The sequence below is a fragment of the Romboutsia faecis genome, assembly GCF_014323405.1.
Lineage (GTDB): Bacteria > Bacillota > Clostridia > Peptostreptococcales > Peptostreptococcaceae > Romboutsia_E > Romboutsia_E faecis.
On sequence record NZ_JACRWE010000001.1, the window covers coordinates 126,803 to 148,952 of the forward strand.

The 22,150-nt window shown below is 26.6% G+C and carries 23 protein-coding genes, 2 pseudogenes and 1 riboswitch; of the genes and pseudogenes, 8 read left to right on the forward strand and 17 right to left on the reverse strand.

Going from position 1 to position 22,150, the window contains the following annotated elements; genetic code table 11:
- Positions 1-183: 183 nt before the first annotated feature.
- The 3 genes from H8923_RS00565 to H8923_RS00575 form a co-directional block, all read right to left on the reverse strand.
- Positions 184-1,440: a VanW family protein gene (locus H8923_RS00565; RefSeq protein WP_153971546.1), complete on the reverse strand. Its 1,257-nt coding sequence runs from the start codon at positions 1,438-1,440 to the stop codon at positions 184-186.
- A 120-nt stretch (positions 1,441-1,560) separates the two neighbouring features.
- Positions 1,561-2,193 (reverse strand): endonuclease/exonuclease/phosphatase family protein, encoded by a 633-nt coding sequence (locus tag H8923_RS00570; protein ID WP_153971545.1) that lies wholly within the window; start codon positions 2,191-2,193, stop codon positions 1,561-1,563.
- Positions 2,194-2,294: 101 nt separating this feature from the next.
- Entirely contained in the window at positions 2,295-2,456 is a 162-nt protein-coding gene (locus H8923_RS00575; RefSeq protein WP_172976716.1) for a hypothetical protein, read from the reverse strand.
- 258 nt (positions 2,457-2,714) lie between these two features.
- On the opposite strand from H8923_RS00575, the gene hydF reads away from it, so the two are divergent.
- Complete coding sequence (gene hydF, locus H8923_RS00580) at positions 2,715-3,944, forward strand: [FeFe] hydrogenase H-cluster maturation GTPase HydF (RefSeq protein ID WP_153971544.1); 1,230 nt, start codon at positions 2,715-2,717, stop codon at positions 3,942-3,944.
- Between the two features lie 230 nt (positions 3,945-4,174).
- On the forward strand, positions 4,175-4,765 hold the full coding sequence (locus H8923_RS00585) for a hypothetical protein (RefSeq protein WP_153971543.1): 591 nt from the start codon (positions 4,175-4,177) through the stop codon (positions 4,763-4,765).
- Between the two features lie 23 nt (positions 4,766-4,788).
- Here H8923_RS00585 and H8923_RS00590 read toward each other — a convergent pair whose 3' ends face one another.
- From H8923_RS00590 to H8923_RS00625, 8 genes are all read right to left on the reverse strand, one after another.
- Complete coding sequence (locus tag H8923_RS00590; protein WP_153971542.1) at positions 4,789-5,697, reverse strand: hypothetical protein; 909 nt, start codon at positions 5,695-5,697, stop codon at positions 4,789-4,791.
- A 56-nt stretch (positions 5,698-5,753) separates the two neighbouring features.
- A complete protein-coding gene (locus tag H8923_RS00595) occupies positions 5,754-6,119 on the reverse strand; it encodes a hypothetical protein (protein ID WP_153971541.1) in 366 nt (121 codons plus the stop codon).
- A gap of 96 nt (positions 6,120-6,215) precedes the next feature.
- On the reverse strand, positions 6,216-7,016 hold the full coding sequence (locus tag H8923_RS00600; protein WP_153971540.1) for a putative ABC transporter permease: 801 nt from the start codon (positions 7,014-7,016) through the stop codon (positions 6,216-6,218).
- Positions 7,017-7,233: 217 nt separating this feature from the next.
- Complete coding sequence (locus H8923_RS00605) at positions 7,234-7,458, reverse strand: hypothetical protein (protein WP_153971539.1); 225 nt, start codon at positions 7,456-7,458, stop codon at positions 7,234-7,236.
- A gap of 355 nt (positions 7,459-7,813) precedes the next feature.
- Positions 7,814-8,344, reverse strand: coding sequence for a hypothetical protein (locus H8923_RS00610; RefSeq protein WP_153971538.1), 531 nt, complete (start codon positions 8,342-8,344; stop codon positions 7,814-7,816).
- 156 nt (positions 8,345-8,500) lie between these two features.
- Complete coding sequence (locus H8923_RS00615; protein ID WP_153971537.1) at positions 8,501-9,346, reverse strand: DegV family protein; 846 nt, start codon at positions 9,344-9,346, stop codon at positions 8,501-8,503.
- Positions 9,347-9,382: 36 nt separating this feature from the next.
- A complete protein-coding gene (locus H8923_RS00620; protein WP_172976715.1) occupies positions 9,383-10,228 on the reverse strand; it encodes a DegV family protein in 846 nt (281 codons plus the stop codon).
- Positions 10,229-10,474: 246 nt separating this feature from the next.
- Complete coding sequence (locus tag H8923_RS00625) at positions 10,475-10,672, reverse strand: hypothetical protein (RefSeq protein WP_153971535.1); 198 nt, start codon at positions 10,670-10,672, stop codon at positions 10,475-10,477.
- 235 nt (positions 10,673-10,907) lie between these two features.
- Between H8923_RS00625 and H8923_RS00630 the strand changes: the two genes are divergently transcribed.
- Positions 10,908-11,117, forward strand: coding sequence for a zinc ribbon domain-containing protein (locus H8923_RS00630; RefSeq protein WP_153971534.1), 210 nt, complete (start codon positions 10,908-10,910; stop codon positions 11,115-11,117).
- A gap of 164 nt (positions 11,118-11,281) precedes the next feature.
- On the opposite strand, the gene H8923_RS00635 is transcribed toward H8923_RS00630, so the two are convergent.
- Positions 11,282-12,190, reverse strand: coding sequence for a cation diffusion facilitator family transporter (locus H8923_RS00635; RefSeq protein WP_153971533.1), 909 nt, complete (start codon positions 12,188-12,190; stop codon positions 11,282-11,284).
- A gap of 174 nt (positions 12,191-12,364) precedes the next feature.
- Positions 12,365-12,455: riboswitch (NiCo riboswitch) on the reverse strand.
- 490 nt (positions 12,456-12,945) lie between these two features.
- Positions 12,946-13,428 (reverse strand): LURP-one-related/scramblase family protein, encoded by a 483-nt coding sequence (locus H8923_RS00640; RefSeq protein ID WP_153971532.1) that lies wholly within the window; start codon positions 13,426-13,428, stop codon positions 12,946-12,948.
- Between the two features lie 128 nt (positions 13,429-13,556).
- Between H8923_RS00640 and H8923_RS17795 the strand changes: the two are divergent.
- Together H8923_RS17795 and H8923_RS00650 are read left to right on the forward strand one after the other, a co-directional pair.
- Positions 13,557-13,715 (forward strand): annotated as a pseudogene (locus H8923_RS17795) (DUF5412 family protein); the annotation flags it as partial.
- Between the two features lie 201 nt (positions 13,716-13,916).
- Complete coding sequence (locus tag H8923_RS00650) at positions 13,917-15,311, forward strand: MATE family efflux transporter (protein ID WP_207707759.1); 1,395 nt, start codon at positions 13,917-13,919, stop codon at positions 15,309-15,311.
- An 84-nt stretch (positions 15,312-15,395) separates the two neighbouring features.
- Here the strand turns inward: H8923_RS00650 and H8923_RS00655 are convergent, their stop codons facing one another.
- The 4 genes from H8923_RS00655 to H8923_RS00670 form a co-directional block, all read right to left on the reverse strand.
- A complete protein-coding gene (locus H8923_RS00655; RefSeq protein WP_153971531.1) occupies positions 15,396-17,270 on the reverse strand; it encodes a sensor histidine kinase in 1,875 nt (624 codons plus the stop codon).
- 264 nt (positions 17,271-17,534) lie between these two features.
- Positions 17,535-19,175 (reverse strand): M20/M25/M40 family metallo-hydrolase, encoded by a 1,641-nt coding sequence (locus tag H8923_RS00660; protein ID WP_153971530.1) that lies wholly within the window; start codon positions 19,173-19,175, stop codon positions 17,535-17,537.
- 306 nt (positions 19,176-19,481) lie between these two features.
- Positions 19,482-19,673 (reverse strand): (2Fe-2S)-binding protein, encoded by a 192-nt coding sequence (locus H8923_RS00665; protein WP_153971529.1) that lies wholly within the window; start codon positions 19,671-19,673, stop codon positions 19,482-19,484.
- Between the two features lie 71 nt (positions 19,674-19,744).
- Positions 19,745-20,782, reverse strand: coding sequence for a branched-chain amino acid aminotransferase (locus H8923_RS00670; protein ID WP_153971528.1), 1,038 nt, complete (start codon positions 20,780-20,782; stop codon positions 19,745-19,747).
- Positions 20,783-21,003: 221 nt separating this feature from the next.
- Here H8923_RS00670 and H8923_RS00675 point away from each other — a divergent pair, with 221 nt between their 5' ends.
- From H8923_RS00675 to H8923_RS17430, 3 genes and pseudogenes are all read left to right on the forward strand, one after another.
- Complete coding sequence (locus H8923_RS00675; RefSeq protein WP_153971527.1) at positions 21,004-21,165, forward strand: hypothetical protein; 162 nt, start codon at positions 21,004-21,006, stop codon at positions 21,163-21,165.
- A 160-nt stretch (positions 21,166-21,325) separates the two neighbouring features.
- Positions 21,326-21,583: an ASKHA domain-containing protein gene (locus H8923_RS17800; RefSeq protein WP_187127825.1), complete on the forward strand. Its 258-nt coding sequence runs from the start codon at positions 21,326-21,328 to the stop codon at positions 21,581-21,583.
- Positions 21,584-21,632: 49 nt separating this feature from the next.
- Positions 21,633-22,099, forward strand: a pseudogene (locus tag H8923_RS17430) (ASKHA domain-containing protein).
- Positions 22,100-22,150: the final 51 nt, after the last annotated feature.

The window sequence follows — 22,150 nt, forward strand, 5'->3', positions numbered from 1 at the left end:
TACATTTTTTAACATAAATTATAATATTTACTTAAATATTGTGCTTTTAGTGTTAAAATAAACTATTAATACTTATTTATACGACATGTTATAATTAAAACTTTATTACTATACAGAAAAACATCTTCATCAATAAAAAAATGTATTAGTTGTTAATAATCACTTAACAACTAATACATTTTTCTATTTCTTATAAACGCTTGTAGCTATATATTCTGTTTTTATTTTATTTCCTGAAGCATCTTTAAATATTCTATAAGTTTTAGCTCCCATTGGGAAAGGGTCTATTTTTATATCTACATTTGGCTTATCTGCAGAATTTCCATAAATTTGACAAGTAAGTGTTCCTCCACTTACTATACTTTTTACATATATTGGATGATCATATGGATTTGAGAATTTCAAATCTGAACCACTATCATTTACCATAGCATCTTTACCTCTTGGAGCATAACTTGATGTTATAGAGTGATTTTTAACTTGTTCTATTTTTAATCCAGAATATAAGACTGCATTATATAAAGTTGTAGATGTTTGACAAACTCCACCACCTGGAGCGTCTTCTAAATCTCCATTTACAATCACAGGCGCATTATAGTATCCATTAGCTATTGTTCTTATACCTGTTAGGTTATTATAAGAATAAACTTCTCCTGGCATAAGTAATACATCACTTATTCTATTTGAAGAAACTCTAATATTTTCAGCTCTTCCAGCCAGGTTTGTGCTAAATGTTGTACTATGCTGAGCTAATAATGTATCTACACTTTTAACCATTTCTGTGCTTATCTTTGGATTAATATCGTTTACCTTAAGACTAATTTCACCATATTTTCTGCTATTAATAGCTTCATATATAGCTTCTTTATTCGTAGCTACATCAAATTCTTTACCTGTTGTTGAAGGCCTTACATTAAAACTGCCTCCAGATATATATAGTTTTGCATTTTTAACAGGCACATTTATTTTTTCTGCTACATTTTCTAAATGCTTACTTAACTTAGCTTCGTCAAATGAGTTTTCTAATGTGAAGTTTTGGTTAGTTTTTTCTAACTGAAATAGTCTTTTTACATTTTCAAAGTATGAGTCCGTTTTTGTATAGTTATATGCACTATTTATAACCTCTTCTACATTATATTTAAGGTCTATATCCTCTGGAAGTATATCAAAAGTTTTACCATTATAATTTAATAATAATGCTTCTGTTTTATAGTTTTGACTAACTAAAGCTATTGCCTCTTCCTTTGTCATTAACGATATATTTACGTCTTCAACGAAAATATTATTAGCTATTTTCCCATTGTACATGTAGTTGTTATTAAAAGAATAAACCATATACCCGCAAATTAAAATTACCAATATACTAATTACCATAGATATTTTAAGTTTATAATTTTTAGGATTGATTATATCTTTTTCTACTACTGCCTCATTATTCATAACACCACCCCAATCTTACTAAAAAGACTATTTGCTACATATAGTCAAATATATTTTAATATATTTTTAGTAATCTTAACAATATTTAGATAGAATATGTAACTATATTGTTACATTTATCTAAAACTTACATATTATAGGATAGTGATCTGAAAAAAGTACCTTATCAACAATATATTCTTTAGGAATGTGATTTTTGTCTACAAATATATAGTCAATTCTAGCATTATATTTAGGTAATGTAGGAATATTATAATGCTTTAAATAGACTGCACTATCGTAATAACTTCCTAAATCTATATTTTTATCATTGAAATCTCCACAAATTATAACGGATCCTGTCAATCTATCTTTAAAATTTAGTACTTCTATAATCTGTTTGTTTCGCTCTTCTTTATCAAGTCCTAAATGAGTATTTATTATATTAAAATGATGTTTATTTTCTATTAATAGTTTTATCGATAAAAGACCTCTTTGTTCTTTTTTACTACTTAGTAATATATGATTACTAGATTCTATTTTACTTTTTGATAAAGTACATACCCCGTACTTCATAATTTTATTATCTACATTAGCTGCAAATGCCCCCTCCATTCCTAGAGTAGATTTAATTTTTATAAATTGATAATATAAAACTTCTTGTAAACATATAATATCGCTATCTAAATCTTTTAAGTATTTTATCATTTCTTTTAGGGTTGATTTATTTGATATATCTGTACCTCTATGAATATTATAAGATACTACTTTCAAATTTCTTCACTCCTTATAATCAAAATAAAACCTAGCCTTATTCCTTTCATATAAAGCTAGGTTTTATTATATATATTATATATATTATATTTAATCATTATTTAATGACGTATCTCTCTTTTTATTTTAGTAAATCTTCCTTCACTTGCTTCAAATATGAATCCAAATTTATTATATATCTCTTCTAATTGAATTAAAGTAACTTCTCCATTTTTTAAGTTAGCAACTGTTATTTCTTGAATATTTTTATTTGGTATCATCATAAATTCCACTCCTTAAATTTAATTCTTTATAGTCTATATATATTTATGTATAAATTACTTTATTACTATTTTGTCCCAAAAATTTGTATTCTTTTCATCGAACATTTGTTCTATAACCATTATATACGAACAACTGTTCGTTTTCAATAGGGAAAATTAATTTTTTGATTTAATTTTTTCTATATTGTAGATTTTTAGATTACTTAGTATTACCATTTAAGATATTATTAAAATAATATTTATATAGGAGGATTAAATATGAGCTTAAATTCTACACCCCAATCTGTTAGAGTACATATAGGATTATTCGGAAAAAGAAATGCAGGAAAATCGAGTGTTGTAAATGCCATTACTAATCAAGAAGCTTCAATTGTTTCAAATATAGCTGGAACTACTACAGATCCTGTTCTTAGACCAATAGAAATCTTACCAATTGGACCTTGTGTTCTTATAGATACTGCAGGACTTGATGATATTGGAGAATTAGGTAAACTTCGAATAAATAAATCATTAGATGTTCTAGATAAAACAGATATAGCATTATTAATAGTAGATTCAACCATTGGAATAGAAAAAGAAGATTTGTCTTTAATTAAGAAATTTAATGATAAAAAAATACCTCATATATTGATTTTAAATAAAATAGACAAAGTCTCTGATAAAGATATTCTTTTATCTAAAAGTAAAAAACTTGTTAAATGTCCTATTATCTGTATATCTGCTCTTAATAGAATTGGTATAGCTGAATTAAAGCAATGTATAATAGATAATATAAAAGAAGAAAACACTGATTTTAGATTGGTTTCTGATTTTATAGATGAAAATGATTTTATAGTTTTAGTAATACCTATTGATAAGGCTGCACCTAAAGGAAGACTTATACTTCCTCAACAGCAAGTCATAAGAGATATTCTAGATACTGGTGCTATGGCTATTATAACAAAAGAAACTACCTTAAAGGAAACTCTAGCTAATCTTAACAGCAAACCTACATTAATAATAACAGATTCTCAAGCTTTTGAACAAGTTTCAAAAGATACCCCAATAGACATACCTCTTACATCTTTTTCTATTCTGTTTGCCAGACAGAAAGGTGATTTGAGTGAGTTAGTAAAAGGAGCTTACTCCATAAATAACCTAAAAGATGGAGATAAAATACTTATTGCAGAAGGATGTACTCATCATAGACAAAAAGATGATATAGGAACTTATAAAATACCAAAATGGTTAAAGGAAAGAACAAAAAAAGATCTTATCTTCGAATTTACTTCAGGTATTACATTCACTGAAGATGTTGCTAAATATTCTCTTATAATTCACTGTGGTGCATGTATGATGAACAGAGCTGCTATGGTAAGCAGAATAGAAAAAGCAAAAGAATTAAATGTTCCTATAGTTAATTATGGTATATTAATTGCTTATTTAAAAGGAGTTTTAGATAGATCTTTGGAACCAATTAAAGCTAAAGAGCTATTATCGGTAGATTAATCTTATTAATTAAAGTATAAATTTAACTTTAATTATTATTAAAATACCGGTTTTATTATTTTAAAATAAGCTTTATTGTATTTTTATGAATTATTAAGGATTTTAATAGTCTAATTTGCGTTATTATAGATTTCAGATAATATTGGTATTTCAAACGGTTTATAGTATTATTAAAATATATAGATTACATCTATTGTACTTAAGGGGAGTATAAAAAAGGGGGGAATAGTTTGAAATCTTCTAATACCACAAATGATCCAATTCCTTTTAAAAGTAAAAAGCAGGAGTTAGAAAATTTACATAAAAGAGAAGATTATCTAAAAGAAAAAGTGCATTTTAACAAGGCATCTGATAATTCCCATAAAGTTTTAGAGTATCCAAATAAGAGAAAAAAGACAGTAAAGAAATTCATTATTTTTAGGGAACACTTAAAAAGTAAACTAGGTAAATGGGGAAAGTTTGCAAAAATAATTATTTATTGCCTAATTTTTATAATTTTATTCTTAACTATAGATAAGTTTCTACTTTCTAAAAATCAAAAAGATTTGTCTTCTGAGGTTTCAACAAATTTTATTTCTGAAAGTACATCTATATCAGCTTCTAAAGAATTAAGTTACTCTAAAATAATAGAGAAATCAGTAAAAAAATATACTGGAGTAACTTATGAAGTAAAAAGTAAAAACATGCACAAAAATGGTGATAGAGTTTATGCTACAGGGTACTTTAATGATCCATCTCATGGTAAAATTTACTTTGATATAGTCTTACACAACAATAATCCAGAATCTCTAGTTATAAATGGAACTGAATTCGTTAAATAGGGTTATCTTTTGATAACCCTATTTTATGCTTTAACAGTTAATACTTCTAGTGATTTACTTTTCTTCTTTATAAATTTTAAAGAAAAAGTTATTTGACAGCATTCTTCTGTATTTTCTTGTATTACTAGTGCTATTTTTTGCAATAATTTAATAGCTTCTTCATAAGTCATATAATCTTTATTTGCTGTAGCATTTATCATGATTTTTTCTGGATATTCATAAGCACCTTTGCAAATTCTATGCTTTACTAACTTTATCTTCATATCCTCTTCTGAACTTTTTTCATTGACTTTTATAATACTCATCTCTACATCTTGTTCACCTGAAAAAATCCACTTCATATCTTCATAATCAACATTTAAACTACAAGTAAACATTAAATTGTCTATAAATAAATCTATTATTGAACGTATAATAAAGTAGTCGTCAATTTTATCATCTAGGTATTTTATATTTCCAAAAACTCTATTATTAGAAATATTTATTGACGCTCCAATAACCTTGTTTATCTTTTTCATAAAAAATCTATAATTTATATTGCTGTTATTTTGTGTGTTTATAATAATTGGTATTACTAAAATATTGCTCTTTTTAGCCATTTTTCCTAATTCAATAAGAATATGTACAGACGATAAATCACAAATATCACATGTTATAAAAACAACTTTTTCATCTTGTATTATTTTGTATATGCTGTCTTTATTTCTATTTACAAGATCTGTTATATGAAAGAAATCTATTTTAGATGAGTCGTAGCTTTTATCTTCTATAATTAATTTTTCCTTTATATTTTCGTTAATATCAGTGTCTTTTATATCAATTGCACATAATTTTATATATTCTTTATTATTATTAGCTAACTTATTTACTATATCTATACCTTTTATACCTATTCCAATAAATTTAATATTATCCAAATTATTAATATCCATAATTAACGACACCTCTATATTATTTATATCCTAAAATCCATTTGATTTGAATTTATTCAGTTCATTCCGTCGTCTTCACCTAACATTTCTAATAAAAAATTATAAATCTTCTCTCCACTGCCTTGCATAGTAAATCCTGTAAATGTATAACCATCTGAACTTTCAACTATTATTCTGATTAATTTTCCCCTGCTAATATCCTCTAAAATTTTTCCTTCTAATCTCTCATCTTCGGTTGAGTATTTAATTATAACTTCATTTAATTTTAGAAAGTAAATAGTTTCTAATATTTCTTTTCGTTCATAGTGACTTAAGTTATTTTCAATAATTTTTTCATTATCTATTAAGTAAAGTCTCACTGATTGATCTGGATTATCAGAAATCTCCTCATTAAGGCTCTTAAATTTATCTATAGAAAACAACTTTGCATTATACTTTTTTTCAAAGCCTTATCTACTTCTTCTAATGTATAAGCTTTTTCCCCTTCCATAATCTACCCTCCCTTATCATAGAGTATATTATCTTGTCTTATCTTTGAGTATTTGTTTTAGATATTTAAGTCCTTCATTTTTGTTTTTGTGATTCATATTTGGAAATGCTTTTAGAAGTCTTTTTTGAACTTTAGATTTTTCTTTTACATTTAATATTTTATGATGTATTTCATTTGTTTTAAATTTAATTTTTTCATCTTTATTTCTTATGTTATTTAAAGCCTTTGATATGTTTTCTTCTGTAAATCTTTCAAATTTAACTTGTATATCTATCTTTCTTAAGTCTTCTATTGCCTCTTCTAGTCTATCTAACTTATAACGTAATTTACTTAAAGCATTTAGTGTTATCAAAATGTCTATAAATAAATATATTATCAATATAATTGCAATTAAATACATAAATGTTGGATTTATCGAATCTACAATAATTATAACTATTGGATGGATGATTTTCATCAATAAAATACTCATTATTCCAAATAGAATAGAATTTTTTAAGCATATCCTTCCATTTATATTAAACCTCCGATTTGAGTAATCCCACCAGGTACTGTGAAATAAAAACTCTAATATAGCCCCGGTTGCATATTCTAATGATGATGTCATTATTAGCCCCATAGTAAAAATAATTGCTAAATCCCCCGTATAATCTTTTAAAAATAAAATTATAGCTAGTGCTCCTAATCCATATATAGGGCAAATCGGACCATTAAGAAATCCTCTATTGGTTACCTTTTTATTGCCTATTGAACAGTAAATAGTTTCACAACACCATCCAAAAAAGGCATATATGAAAAAGTATAGCGTGTATTTATATAATAAATCCATGCATTATCTCTCCTATTTCATATGATACTTTAATTATACAACACTCTTAAGGAAAACGCTTTATTAATTCTAAAAGGGCTTTATTAAAATAAGAAATTTTTCCTAAAGCCCTTTTAGAAGCATAGTTTTTATAACACTAATTAAATAGTTCAATTAGTATTATAACTTTATTTACTTTAATTTATATAAGCTAGCTATATTAAATAAAATTTGTTAATTATTTTTTAGGAATATTATCTTTTACTGCTTTACCTACATTCTTACCAGTCTTATATGTTTCTTTTACAATTCCGCCTACACCTTTAACTACATCTTTTCCTACATTTCCTACACTATCTACTACTTCTTTTCCTACGTTTCCTACACCACTTACTATCTCTTTTCCTACGTCTGTTACAGGTTTAGTAACCTTTTTTACGCTGTCCTTAGCTTTATCTTTCATATTATAATACATCTCCTATATTAAATATTGTATAAACCTAGGTATATGCTTACCTATATTATAATATGATTAATTCTTCATTTAGTTACTAAATTCTACATCCTAATTTCTTTATTGACTCTTCTAGCATATATAATAAGACAGGATAGCATAGCCATCCTGCCTTTCGTACAATTGAATATCTTAAATATTATTATCTAAGATTTAACTTGTAATAATTAAATTGTTAAGTGTTATTTTTTATTAATTGTAAATTGTTATATGTATTCTCTAATAAATTTATAACAAACTAACTCTGTAGTAATATTTTTAATACTTTAAGATCATCCAATTGTACAATTTATATTACAATAGCTTAAGCTATAGTAATAACAGTTTCATTATTCGCCTTATTAATAGCAAATTCTAATTCTAATAAATCATCATTCATTCTATCAACTAAATCTTGTAACTCTTTTCTATCAAAATTGAGTTCTGTTACTTTATAATAAGCAGAAGTCGCAGCAGCATCAACTTTTCTAGATTTAGAAGCCTTCGCATTGCTTAGTATAGTTTCAAAAATATCCTTTTGATTCCTCATAGTTCTTACTCTATTTAATGCACCTTGAATTGTTATAGACTGACCTAGTACATCTATGTAAATAGTATTATTTGATTCAGCTATCTTAGTTTTTAACCTATCTATTTCATTTGATAAGCTCATAACTAATTCAAACTCATTTTTAAAATCAAAAGGCTCGTTGCAAACATATTTTTGGTTGTCTGCTTCTAATATATATGTAGTACTACAATTATCTATGTCTGATAAAGTATACAACTTATTTCTATAAATTTTCTCAAGCTCAGCAACTTTAATCATAGCTTGGCTAACAGTAAAATTTTCCATGTAAATATCACTCCTTAGATATTTTATTCTCGTAAATAAATAATACCACACTATCAATATTAATAATATATGTTAATACTTTTTAAGTGTATAAGTTATGTCTAACAAAAGTTAAGGGCATGAATTAAATTCATGCCCAAGCTTTTGAGTACAGTATTATCTACTTAAACAAGCTAATCCTAGCACTTCTGGTCCAGAGTGACATGCCACGCAAGCACCTATTTGTACTATATATACATTTCTTGGATTTAACTTTTCTTTTACTTTTTCAACGAATTGTTCTCTTAATTCTAAATCATCACCAAAAGCAACATAAACATCTATATCTGAAAAGTCGCCGTTAACTTCTTCCGCTAATTTATCCATAAGAGCTGGTACTATTTTTTTACTTCCTCTTACTTGAGACCTTTGCTTAACTAAACCATCTTCTATTTTAAGAATAGGTTTTATATTAAGTAAAGTACCTACTGCGGCCTTAGCCCCTGATATTCTTCCACCTTTGTGTAAGTAGTCAAGTGAATCAACTGAGAAATAAACTTGTACCTTATCTTTTAATTCTTCTAATTTTGATAATATAGTTTCAATATCTTTACCATCTTCGGCCATTATAGCAGCTTCCTTAATCAGCATACCACCACCAATACTCAAACTATAAGTATCAAATATATATAATGGACCTTCTATATCATTTTTTGCTAGCATTGCTGATTGATATGTTCCTGAACCAGCAGATGAACCTGCTAAATATAAAACTTTTTTACCTTCGCTTAAATACTTATTGAATACTTCAGTAAATGTAGCATAAGTTATTTGAGATGTCTTAGGCATATCTTTAGACTCTCTTAGCATCTTATAGAATTCATCTCCACTAAGATCAACTCCTGCTTTATATTCCTTTTCTTCAAATATTATAGTCGCAGGTAACACGTCTATATCATATTTATCAACTATATCTTGTGGCACATCATTCATAGTGTCACATATTATTTTAATATTATTCATGTTCTTGACTCCCTTTAGTCGAATTAATTTTTATTTTTATTTAAAGCATGTAAGTCCTATAAACCCCGGTCCTGAATGCGAACACATTGGAGGGTTAATCGTTATTAGAATTAATTCTTTTGGGTTTAATTCTCTTAAAACTGCTTCTTTTAATTGTTCTCTATCTTCTAAGTTATCTCCACAACCTATAGCTATCGTTCTATCGCTAAAGTCTTCTCCGCATACTTCTTTAGTACGTTTTATTATAGTTGGTATTATTTTCTTATTGCCTCTAACTTGACCTTCTTGGAATATTAAACCATCCTTTACAGTAAGCATAGGTCTTAAGCTTAACATATTTCCAACTAAAGCTTTTCCATTAGATATTCTTCCACCTTTTTTAAGGTATTCTAATGAATTCATAGACATAGATACGAATACTCTATCTCTTAAAGATTCTAGTTCTTTTAAAACCTCTTCTATACTTGCACCTTCATTTAACATTCTAGCAGCTGTTAATACTAACATACCGCATCCAAAACATATACTCATACTATCAAATATATGAATATCACCTTCAACATCTTTACTTGCAAGAACTGCTGATTGATATGTTCCAGATGATTTTGATGAACCGGATATATATAAAACTGTTTTACCATCTGCTACATGTCTATCAAATATATCCTTAAAATCTATATAAGTGGCTTGAGAAGTTTTTGGCATTTCCTTAGCTTCTCTCATCATTACATAAAATTGTTCATCAGTTATATCAATATCTCTATATTCTTTTCCATCAACTCTAACAGTCAGTGGCACTACTTCAATCTCATACTGCTTAGCTAACTCTCTCGGCATATTTGCTATTCCATCACATATTACCTTTACGCTGTTGTTTTTCATCATTTTGCCCTCATATTATCTAAATTTATTATTAACCTACTTTATACTACTTGATTATATCATAAATAATTTTAGATAAATATATAAAAATCTGTAAATTCCGATACAATTATGTCACTTTATGTATAATAATACTTTTATAATTTCAAATCAAAACAAACTATACAATTTAAATTAAAACAAAAGTAAATCTAAAAAGAGTATAGTATTAAAAGCTTAAGCTTTTAATACCACACTCTTAATAACCTACTCTTCTTCATCTTCCATATAGTCTTCTACTTCAAATCCACATGATGGACACTTGTATGTATCAAGGACATAGTGATAATCTTCTCTTACTTCATTTTCACTACCTTCATTTATAATTTCAAAATCGTCGCCTTCTTCGTGTTCTATTAAGTCCATAACTTCTATTATGCACTTTGGACAGTACATTGTTGCCATAGTATTACCTCCATAAAAATATTCTTTATATATATTAACATATTTTTTCAATAAATTCTTCCTCATATTTTAATATGATAATATGAGGGACTTTCTATTCTCTTTAATTCTTAAGCAATTTATAAGTATAAAAAACTAAGTTTGTAAATCTAATGTTACTATAATGTAAATTTAAACCTATTCATAATATGTTATAATATTTACAAATTTAAACAACAGTAGAGAGGTGTTTGTAATGGAAAAGAAACAATATGTTTGTCCAAAATGTAACAATACATCCTATGAAAATGATCAGTTTCAAGCAACTGGCGGTAACTTAGCTAAAATATTTGACGTACAAAATAAAAAATTTATTACCATAAGCTGTAAAAAATGCGGTTATACAGAATTATATAAAGCAACGTCTTCAGATGGTTGGAATATATTAGACTTCCTTATAGGATAAATACACTAATAATCATTTATTCGGTTTTTAAATCTAAAGACTATTGTAAATAAAAATTTCCAGTAATACATATAAATAATTTTTAAGATCACTGGAAATTTTTATTTATAGCTTTAACCTGACTTATTAAAATATATGATTAGTATTTAATAGGCACTTTATCATTAATCTAATCTTTCTATATTTACAGGATTAACATGAACCATACAGTGTTTTACTAAAGGAAATTCTGATTCTACTTTATTGTGAACATTTTCTGCTATATCATGAGCTTTATCTAATCGTAACTTTCCATCCACTGATATTTCAATGTCTAAGTAAATTTTAGACCCGAATATCCTAGTTTTTATTTCATCTATATTATGAACCCCATCTTGAGACATGATTACTTCTTTCATTTTTTCTATTGTTTCTACATCACAAGATTTATCTATTAATTTATTAATACCATCTTTAAATATATCGCATGAAGCTTTTATTATAAATAAACAGATTATTAAGCTTGCAAGTGGATCAAATATTGGAAATCCCATCCTTGCACCGAATATACCTATAAAACTACCTACAGAAGACAAAGAGTCTGATCTATGGTGCCACGCATCTGCCATAAGTGCACCCGAATTAATTTTTTTAGCAGCATGACGTGTATACCAGTACATTCCTTCTTTAACTAATATAGATACTATAGCCGCTACTAAAGCTATCTTACCAGGTACTTGTAAACTACCTTCACTACCTACAAATATTTTTTCTATACCTGAAAAACCTATCCCTACTCCTGTTGCAAATAATATACACGCAAGTATTATACCCGCCACACATTCAAGGCGTTCATGACCGTATTGATGCTCTTCATCAGCTTCCTTACTAGAAATATTAACTCCTATCATAACAATTATTGTACTAAAAACATCAGAAGCAGAATGAACTGCATCAGAAATCATAGCACTCGAATTTGCTACAAATCCAGCAAAGAATTTAAAGCCTGATAATAATATATTCACTATAATACTATTAGTCGAGACCTTCATTGCTATTTGCTTGTCTCTGTTATTATTTGTTGTATTTCTCATATCATACCCTCCCCTATTTTTAACTCTAATAAAACAGTAAAATCAATATTAAATATCTGCGAGATAATAAAATTCTCATATATCTATCCATTATATAAAAAATAACTAAAACTAAATTAATTTTAGATTATAACTTCTATTAAAGTAAAACATAGTAAAAAGCACCTATGAGACTACTGTCCCACAGATGCTTATAATATATATGTTTCCATTGTGGCCCGGCTCATGAAGATTCTTACTTCAATACCTGTTCAATTTGTACTGTGTTTATATACGCAGTTCAAAGAGTTTTTTGACTTCTTAATTGTTTATGATATATTTTATTCACTATTAAAATTTTTGTGATTAATATCTAAAACTTGTATATTTAAATTAATATTTTATTACTTTTACACCCAATTTATCTGATCATCTTTTCTAGAAACTATTCTTTTGTATTTTACATTAGTATATCCTACAACCATACATGTAATTAGTAGTTTCTTAAATATATATTTAGAAATTAAGCTTCTATTCAGTAACGGTCCTATTAATTAATAAAGATTGGCAGAATAGATTTTGTTTTTTGATAGTTATGATGATATAAAAAATAATCCAGAGTTAGAATGTATTTTAATCAGTAAACAAAAATATGTATTGGTTACAAAAAACACCAACTTTATTGAAAGTCTTATAGATATCTATTAATTTAGCTAAATCATTGTCTACAAGCGCTTCTATTCCAATTGTATTTATACTTATTTAGCACTAGTTATTTAATTTGCAGCTGACCTTCTTTTATCTCTTATATTATCTATTATTACAACTAAAGCTAATATAAATGCTTCATCTTCAAAATCTATATCTACAGTATAATTGTCACTAAAAGCAAACATTTCTTTTTCTATTTTGGCAACAACTTTTGGACCTTTGTAAATTTTATAGTTATATTCAAAAATGCTACCTTCTATTCTAAACTCCCCATATTTACTATTTACCTCTACCTTAGTTTTTAAAAATGTAAGCTTCTGATTTACCTTAGCTACTACATTGTTATTTTCAAATATTTCGTAATTTGATAAAAATTTAAGTATAGTTTCTTTTACAAAATAAAGCACTTGATTATTTCGTTGTATATCGAATTGTAAACCAAAAGTTAAAAATTTATTATCTACAAAAAAGGCATCTTCTTCATATTGATTCTTTATCCAAAAGTCCTCTTTTAATTTAAATACTTTAGATTTCATATAATATTTCATATTTACTCCTCTATAACATATATTTTAGTTTAAACTTAATTTTTATATTTTGATAAAAAATACAGTTTTATATCATAATATTAATATTTAAATGATGCTGGTGCAACTACAAATTTCGCTGTACTTGGTGTACTAAAAATAACAAAACTAACATTACCAAAAATATTTATTTGCAATATCCTTGTAATAAAGCTCATATTGAATCGATAAGTGATGAAATATTTAAAATAAATAACGATACATTAAATTTATTAAGGGATACTTATGATTATCGTAATTCTAATTAAAAAGAATTATTGACTTATTTATAAATTAATAATAATATAATATTGAGTTTATAAAAATAATATATTACATAAGTTATATTTTAAAATTTAACATATAAATGTATAGTAAATTAATTATTATACAAGTGTTTAGCACCCCACTTAAAAAACCTACAAGTGGGGTGCTTTTTATTGTAATAAAATTTTATAAAGGAGGAATTTATGTTAAGTAGCACAATATCAATGTACAAAAAAGATAAAGAATTTTATAAACGTTTATTTATAATTGCAATGCCAATAGCCCTACAAAATTTAATAACATCATCACTTAATATGCTCGATACAATGATGATAGGAAAAGTTGGTGAATTAGAACTTGCCTCTGTTGGCATAGCTAATCAGTACTATTTCTTATTTTCTTTACTTACAAATGCTATAGCAATCGGTTCTGGTGTGTTAATAGCACAATTATGGGGTAAGAAAGATAATTCTAGTATAAAAGCAGTATTATCAAGGTCATTATTCTATAACTTATGTTTAACAGCAATATTTATGGTAATAGGCTTATCTATTCCAGGAAAGATTATGTCACTATTTAATAATGACCCAGCTGTAGTTCAAATTGGTGTAGATTATTTAAAAATAGTTGTAATTAGCTATCTATTTACTGCAATTACTTTTACCTTTGCCTCAGGTCTTAGAAGTATTGAAAATACTCAACTTCCTATGTGGGCAAGTTTAGTAGGACTTATTGTAAATGGTGTTTTGAATGCAATTTTGATATTTGGACTTCTAGGGATCCCTAAGATGGGAATTAGAGGTGCAGCTCTTGCTACTCTTATTGCAAGAATAGTTGAATTTTTAATAGTAGTTTGTTATGTATATACTAAGATAGGTATTCTCAAATTAAAAATAAAAAATATATTTGAACTACCAAAATCACTTTCTTCAACTCTTAGCAAAGTTACTTTGCCTATATTTGCAAATGAGGCTTGTTGGGCTCTAGGTACAATAACATATGCTGCTATCTATGCAAGAATTGGTACTAGTGCTGCTGCATCTATACAAATTTGCACCACTGTAATGAACTTATTTATGATACTTACCTTTGGCCTTGCTAATGCTGCTGTAGTTATAATAGGTAATGAAATTGGTGCTAACAGAGAAGATAACGCTATTAAAGCTTCAAAAAAGATTTCATCTCTTTCTATAAAAATTTCTATACTATTAGGTATATTACTTGCATTATTAGCTAAACCAATAGTAGGATTTTTTAACGTATCTTTAGAAGTTAAAATGTCTTCTCAATATATATTATATATTTATGCATTTATGATGATATTTAAAGTTTATACAGCAATTATGATAGTTGGTATATTAAGAGGTGGTGGAGATGCCATTTATGGCTCTGTACTTCAAGCAGTTACACTTTGGATGGTTGGTATACCTTTAGCAGCATTTGCTGCATTTATTCTTAAACTACCTGTTTATTTTGTAGTTGCTTTTGCCGCAGTAGAAGAAATTATTAAAGTTGTCCTTATTGTTAAAAGATTTAAATCATTCAAATGGATTAAGAATATGGTAAGAGATGTAGATACTTGTCCAAATACATTATAAATGAAAATGAACTCAATCTTAGTTTAGATAGAGTTCATTTTTTATTTATTATAAATACTAATCCAATAATTTATATAAAATTTACTATGTATATATATCTGAAAGTTCAATATTTAAGTTGCTTATATTTCTAGATGTTTCTTTCATTGCTATTGTATCTTCTGTATTTTCTTTATTTAATACATCAGGTAAAGTAATTATAAACTCAGAACCTTCTCCAGGTTTACTTTTTACACTTATCTCACCATTGTGCATTTCTACTAAAGATTTAACTATAGAAAGACCAATACCACTTCCTTCTTTATCATCTTTTGTTTTGTTATTTAATTGCTCAAATCTATTAAATATACTATCTATCTTATCTTTTGGAATTCCAAATCCACTATCTTTCACTTTTATCTTTACATTATCTTTACACTCTATAATGACATCTATTCTCCCACCTTGATTAGTAAACTTTATGGCATTAGATAGTAAATTTAATATTATCCTTTCAATATTATCTTGGTCAAAGGATATTATCTTTTCCTCAACATTTGTATCAAATACTAAACTTAAATTGTTACTGTCTACAAATTCAGAAACAGACATGCAAATATCTTCAACATAATTTATGATATCTTTGTTTTGAGGATTATGACTGAATTTACCTGAGTCAATTTTAGTTGTATCTATTAAATTATTTACTAATCTTAATAATCTATATCCATTTTGTCTAATTATACTTAAATATTTATTAAAATAATCAAATTGTTCTAAATCTAGCTTATCCATTTTTAAATCTAATACCTGTAATGAGCTAAATATCAAGTTAATTGGTGTTCTAAGTTCATGAGATAAATTAGCAAAATAATCCATTCTCATTTCTTCAAGTTTTTCTTCCATTTTTTTTAAATTAGTTATATCACGAGTTATTCCTATTTTTAAATTAGAATTATCTTCTCTTGTTAATGGAAAGATTTTAGATAATAGCCATCTTTCTCTTTCATTTGACTTTATCTTTATTAATTTTGTACTTATTCCCTTCAAACTATCTTCTTCAATCGTTTTATAGTACTCTAAATTATCATAATGCCTCTTTAACCCTAAAATATCTTCATATAAGTTTAGATCTTCTGGTTTGAATCCATGTATTTTTTCAAAGGCAGGGCTTATATAATAATATTTTTCTTCATCTCTTATAGTAATTATATCTTCTATATTTTCAACTATTTGTGAAAAGGTTTCTTGACTTTTTTCCAACTCTTCTGTTAATCTGACTTCATTCGTTTTTTCTACAGCTATTCCTATTATACCTAATACCCTGTTTGTTTTTTCATCTATATAAGGCCATTTAGTTATTTGATAATATCTAGTTTTGTCTATATTCTCTTCTACATAATATGTATGTATTTTATTATCTTTAAGGACTTCTGTATCTTGCACTTGATATTTATCTGCCCTTTCTTTTTTCATATAACTATAGTCTTTTTTTCCTATTATATACTGATAATCTACATTTTCAACATCTAAAAAAATTTCATTAACATCTAAATATCTTCCATCTATATCTTTAATCCACGCTATAAATGGCGCTCTTCTAAGTGGCTCTGCTAATTTTAATGATGAATTGTTTACTTCTATGAATCTAGCATAAATATGATTATTATCAACTGTATAAATATCCACTTTACAATTTAAATTTAATTCTCTTATATATGTCTCTTTACTAAATCTACTTTTTAAAAATACCTCGTCTAGATAGGTTAAATATCTATTTACTTGATTAATTGGTAAAATATCAGCTATATCCTTACCAATAATATCTTCGGACTTTATGTTAAAAAGATTATAAAAGGATTTATTACATGTTTCTATTTGTAATCCTTTAGATTTTCCATTTTCATCTTTAGTAACTATGCCACTAAAATAAGCTATCGGACTCTCTTCAATCATCTGCTTATATATAAGATTTTCCATTGTTCCCCCTAAGTAATACCTTTATAATAATAATAATAATTTTTCTTGATTTTTTTTTGTATTTATGTCTATTATAACATACTTATACATAAAATTTCCATTATATGTTATAACATATACCAAAACATAACAAAAACACGCAATATTATTATTAAAACTATAAATCAATGCACTTATAATTTTTCTAATCTAAATACGGCGTGTTTTTATACTTATATGTTCTGTTTTCTAATTTGATCTTCTAATTTTAAGTAAATCTTAAAGCTAATCAATTTGTACTAAACATGTTATAACTGATATTATCCCAAACATAGCAAATATCATAGTTGCACATAATGCTCCAAAAGTTAATGCACAATTAAATAAGTACACTGTTGGAACATATAATATAGTTATTAATGCTACTGGTATTAGTAATACATATGATACTTTTCTTGATTTATATTTTAAAAGTTCTACTACCATTGTACCTATAGCTATTATAATCGCTGGGAATACTAATAGGTAACTACCTCCTGGTAATACAAATGTAAGTATTAGTCCTATTATAAATAGGAAAACAATATTACCAAGTACAAGCTCATTTCTTTCTTTAAATTTGTCACTTACCTTTCTCATAAGTAATATATACCCTATTATTGCTAAGCATATTACTCCTAGTGTTATAGCATCTTCAAACTTTATAAGAGGTAAATATGTAAGCTTAAAGGGACGTCCATTCATAACTGCTACCAATCTTGAAATTCCATATGATAAACCTGCAATTAATATTGTAAATAATAAGTTTAGTAAAGAATATTTTACAGTTGTTAATATATTCTTTATTTTAAATGTCTTAAATAAGAATATTATAGAAAATAAAATAGCTGCTAATAATCCGTAATTTATCATCTTAGAATATTTTACAAATACACTTCCTATTATAAAGAATATTGAATCATCATCACTAGTTAAAGCATCTTTACTCGCGTATTTTTCATTACTAACAAATTCAGATACTATAGGCAACACTTGATCTCCATAGTGTTGTAATGACTTTTCATTTAACGATTCAAATTTATCATTAGGTGTATGGTAATTTTCAAGTCCATCTAATACACTTATATTTATACCTGGTATATTATTTTCTAAAAATACTGTGAAATCTGTTCCATTAGGAAGTAAACGATATATTTCAGGTGTTATTGAGTAAGAAAATGGCTTTTCACTGTAATTATATAAATCTACTATACTTGAGTTATTTGGACTTGTTTCAAACATTACTGCAGGACCTTTTGTCCCTCTAGCTTCTAAGTTTATTAGATAGTTTACATTTTTAAAAATTTCTTTTTCTTTTACAGCTTCCTTAGCTCCAAGAAGTCCGTATTCTTCACCATCTGTTATTAATATTTTTATACCATTATTTAAAGTTACGTTATTTTCTTTTATTGCTCTTATTGTTTCAAGGATAGTAGATAATCCGTATCCTGCATCTGCTGCACCTAAAGAACCATCTTTTTCTGCATAACGTTCTGTCTTTGCACGAGAACTATCATAATGTGTTACTAACATTATGTACGATTCATTTTTCCCTTTTATCTCTGCATATATGTTTTCAAGATTTTCTTTTGTATTTGTTCTTTCTACATATACGTCTTTATATGTATAAAGCATTGGATCAAGGTCTAAGGCTTTAAGTTCTTTTATAAGATAATTTCTTACATCTTCGTGAGCTTCTTTATCAAATATTGAATGCGGCTCTTTTGCTATTTCTTTTATATGGTTCATTTGATTAGATACATTTACTTTAGTGTTGTCATCGTAGTTTTCTTTTGATGGATAAAGTGAATTGTATCCTATTATTGATGATATTATTAGTACTACTAAAATAATTGCATATGATATATATTTTTTTGATTTCATCATTATCAATCTCCCTCATTGAATTTTCTTAATATTAAAAATGTTATCTCGCCTTTTGTTATAATTTAGCATAATTTTATTGGTAGTACAAGAATTTATTTTGATGTTCAAATATATACATATTCAAAATATAGCATTTTCAATATTTTTACACTTTATTTTTTTTTAATTATTTGTTTTATAATTTATTTATATATCACGAAACTTATAAAACCTAGAAATAAAAAACAGAGATTGATAATAAATTACTATAAACAATTTATTATCAATCTCTCCTATATCTATTTATTATATTTTAAGTGTATAATTTTATTTTATATAAAGTCTATTTAACAATACTTTTAAAATTGTTATCTCTGCTTTAACTTTGCACCTTCCACATGCTTTTGTAGCTTTAGTTTTGTTTATTATTTCTTTTACACTTTTACATCCTTTTGATTTTGCTTCAATTATGTCGTCTACTGCTACATTGAAACAACCACATACTTTGTTGTTATTCATTAGAGACCTCCATACAATATTATCTATTGTATTTATACCCACTAAATTTTAAAATACACATGTAGCTAAATTTACTTAGCGCACTCTTTTTGAAGTTTTACTATCCATCCTTCTGGAGCTTCTATATCTCCAAATTGTATTCCGTGTAAAGTTTCATATAACTTAGTAATTTTTGTTCCTGCCACTTCTTCACTATGGAATATGTGCTTTTTGCCATTGTAAGTTATACTTCCTATTGGAGTTATAACAGCTGCTGTGCCACAAGCTCCAACTTCTTCAAATTGATCTACTTCATCTATTTTAATTTCACCTTCTATAGCTTCCATTCCTAAATAATCTCTAGCAACTGTAAGTAATGAGTTTCTAGTTATACTTGGTAATATTGATGGTGAATCTGGTGTTATAAACTTATTATCTTTTGTTATCCCAAAGAAGTTGGATGTCCCTGCTTCTTCGATAGTTGTGTGAGTTTCTGGATCTAGATATATACAATCTGCAAATCCTTCTTCTACAGCTACTTGATGAGGAAGCATACCACAAGCATAGTTTCCTCCTACTTTAACACCTCCAGTTCCATATGGAGCTGCTCTATCATACTTAGCAGTAGTCATTTTTACAGGTTTAAACCCACCTTTAAAATATGGACCTACTGGTATTCCAAATACACAGAATATGTATTCAGGAGCTGGACCTGCACCTATGTTATCCCCATTACCTATAACAAAAGGTCTTAAATATAAAGTTGCTCCAGTTCCATAAGGTGGAACAAATCGTTCATTTGCTTCTACAACCTTAAGACATGCATCTATAAATTTATCTACAGGTACCTCTGGCATTAATATTCTTTTGCAACTATTTTGAAGCCTTTTTGCATTCATATCCGGTCTAAATAATTGAATATCTCCATTTTTTGTTGTATATGCTTTTAAACCTTCAAAGCATTGTTGTCCGTAATGAAGAGCAGTTGCACTTATACTTATAGATATTTTGTCGTCATCTTGAAGTACTCCATCATCCCACCTTCCATCTTTCCAACGAGATACGTATACTTTATCAACTTTTTGATATTTAAATCCTAGTTCCCCCCAATTTATGTTTGCCTTTTGCATTCCAATTCCCTCTTTCTTTATTTAATTGTACTTTTAATATATAATAGCACAATCTATAAAAAGGTAAATATATTTTTTAGAATTTTCCATTAATTCAATCAATTAATTTTATTTATATGAAAAAATAAACTTATAATAGATTTTATGATTATTTATTACTGTATTACCACTTTTATACTAAAATTATAATATATTAATAAAACTCAAACGGAGGTATAAAATTGAATTCACTTAGTAAAAAGATATACCTAGAATTGCAAATGCCTGGAGAAAATAATACTACCTCAGACAAAGATAGAATAATAAATTTTTTAGAACAAGAATATGAAAATGTTGTAATGCCATATAAAATAATAAAAACTTTATATCCTCCTATGTCGTAATAATAATTTTAAAATTACAGTAACTATGATAAAAAGAAAATAAACGAGGGCTAGAAGAAATTCATAAAAGTACTATACAGAGTTTTGAAGAATTATTAGATTTATTAAAGAACAAAACTAATATAAATACAAGGGACTGTTCTATAATGACAGTGAGTTTATTGAAGGAAAAAATCTAAATTTATCTATAGATGGATATGTTTATTGCTTTCCATCTGTTGCTAATTATTTTGGAGGGGATATAGTAAGTGGGCTTTTATATACTGGCATTTATAAAAAAGAAGAATTATCAGCTTTTATAGATATAGGTACAAATGGAGAATTAGTTATAGGAAATAAAGACTTCCTTGTTGCTGCATCAGGAGCTGCTGGTCCTGCTTTAGAAGGTGGTATTAGTAAATTTGGAATGAGAGCTTAGTGCTATTGATAGTATAAAGATTGTAAACGGTGAAGTTATATATACAACTATTGATAATAAAAAGCCTAAAGGAATCTGTGGCTCAGGAATAGTAGATTTAATCTCAGAATTATTTTTAAATAACTATATTGATTTTGCTGGTATACTACTTCCCGATAGTTCTTCATCAATAATTAAATTTGAAGATGATATGCATTTGAGTATGCATATAAAGAAGAAAGCTTTAATAATGAGAGTTTAATTTTCACTCAAAATGATATAAAACAGTTCTTAAAGACTAAAGCTGCCACAAATACAATGATAGCTTATTTATTAGAAGAGATAGGCTTAAGTTTAAAAGATTTAGATTATTTTTATGTAGCAGGAGCTTTTGGTACTCATTTAAATCTAACATCTGCTATAACTGTCGGTATGTATCCAGACTTAGATCATGATAAAATTATTTGTCATGAAAATACTTCCTTAAAAGTTGCTTATAAAAAGAAATATTATAAAATTATAATTATTTCTACGTGATCTATTAAACTTTTGTCTCTTATACAAATAATATTCACTTTAACTAATATG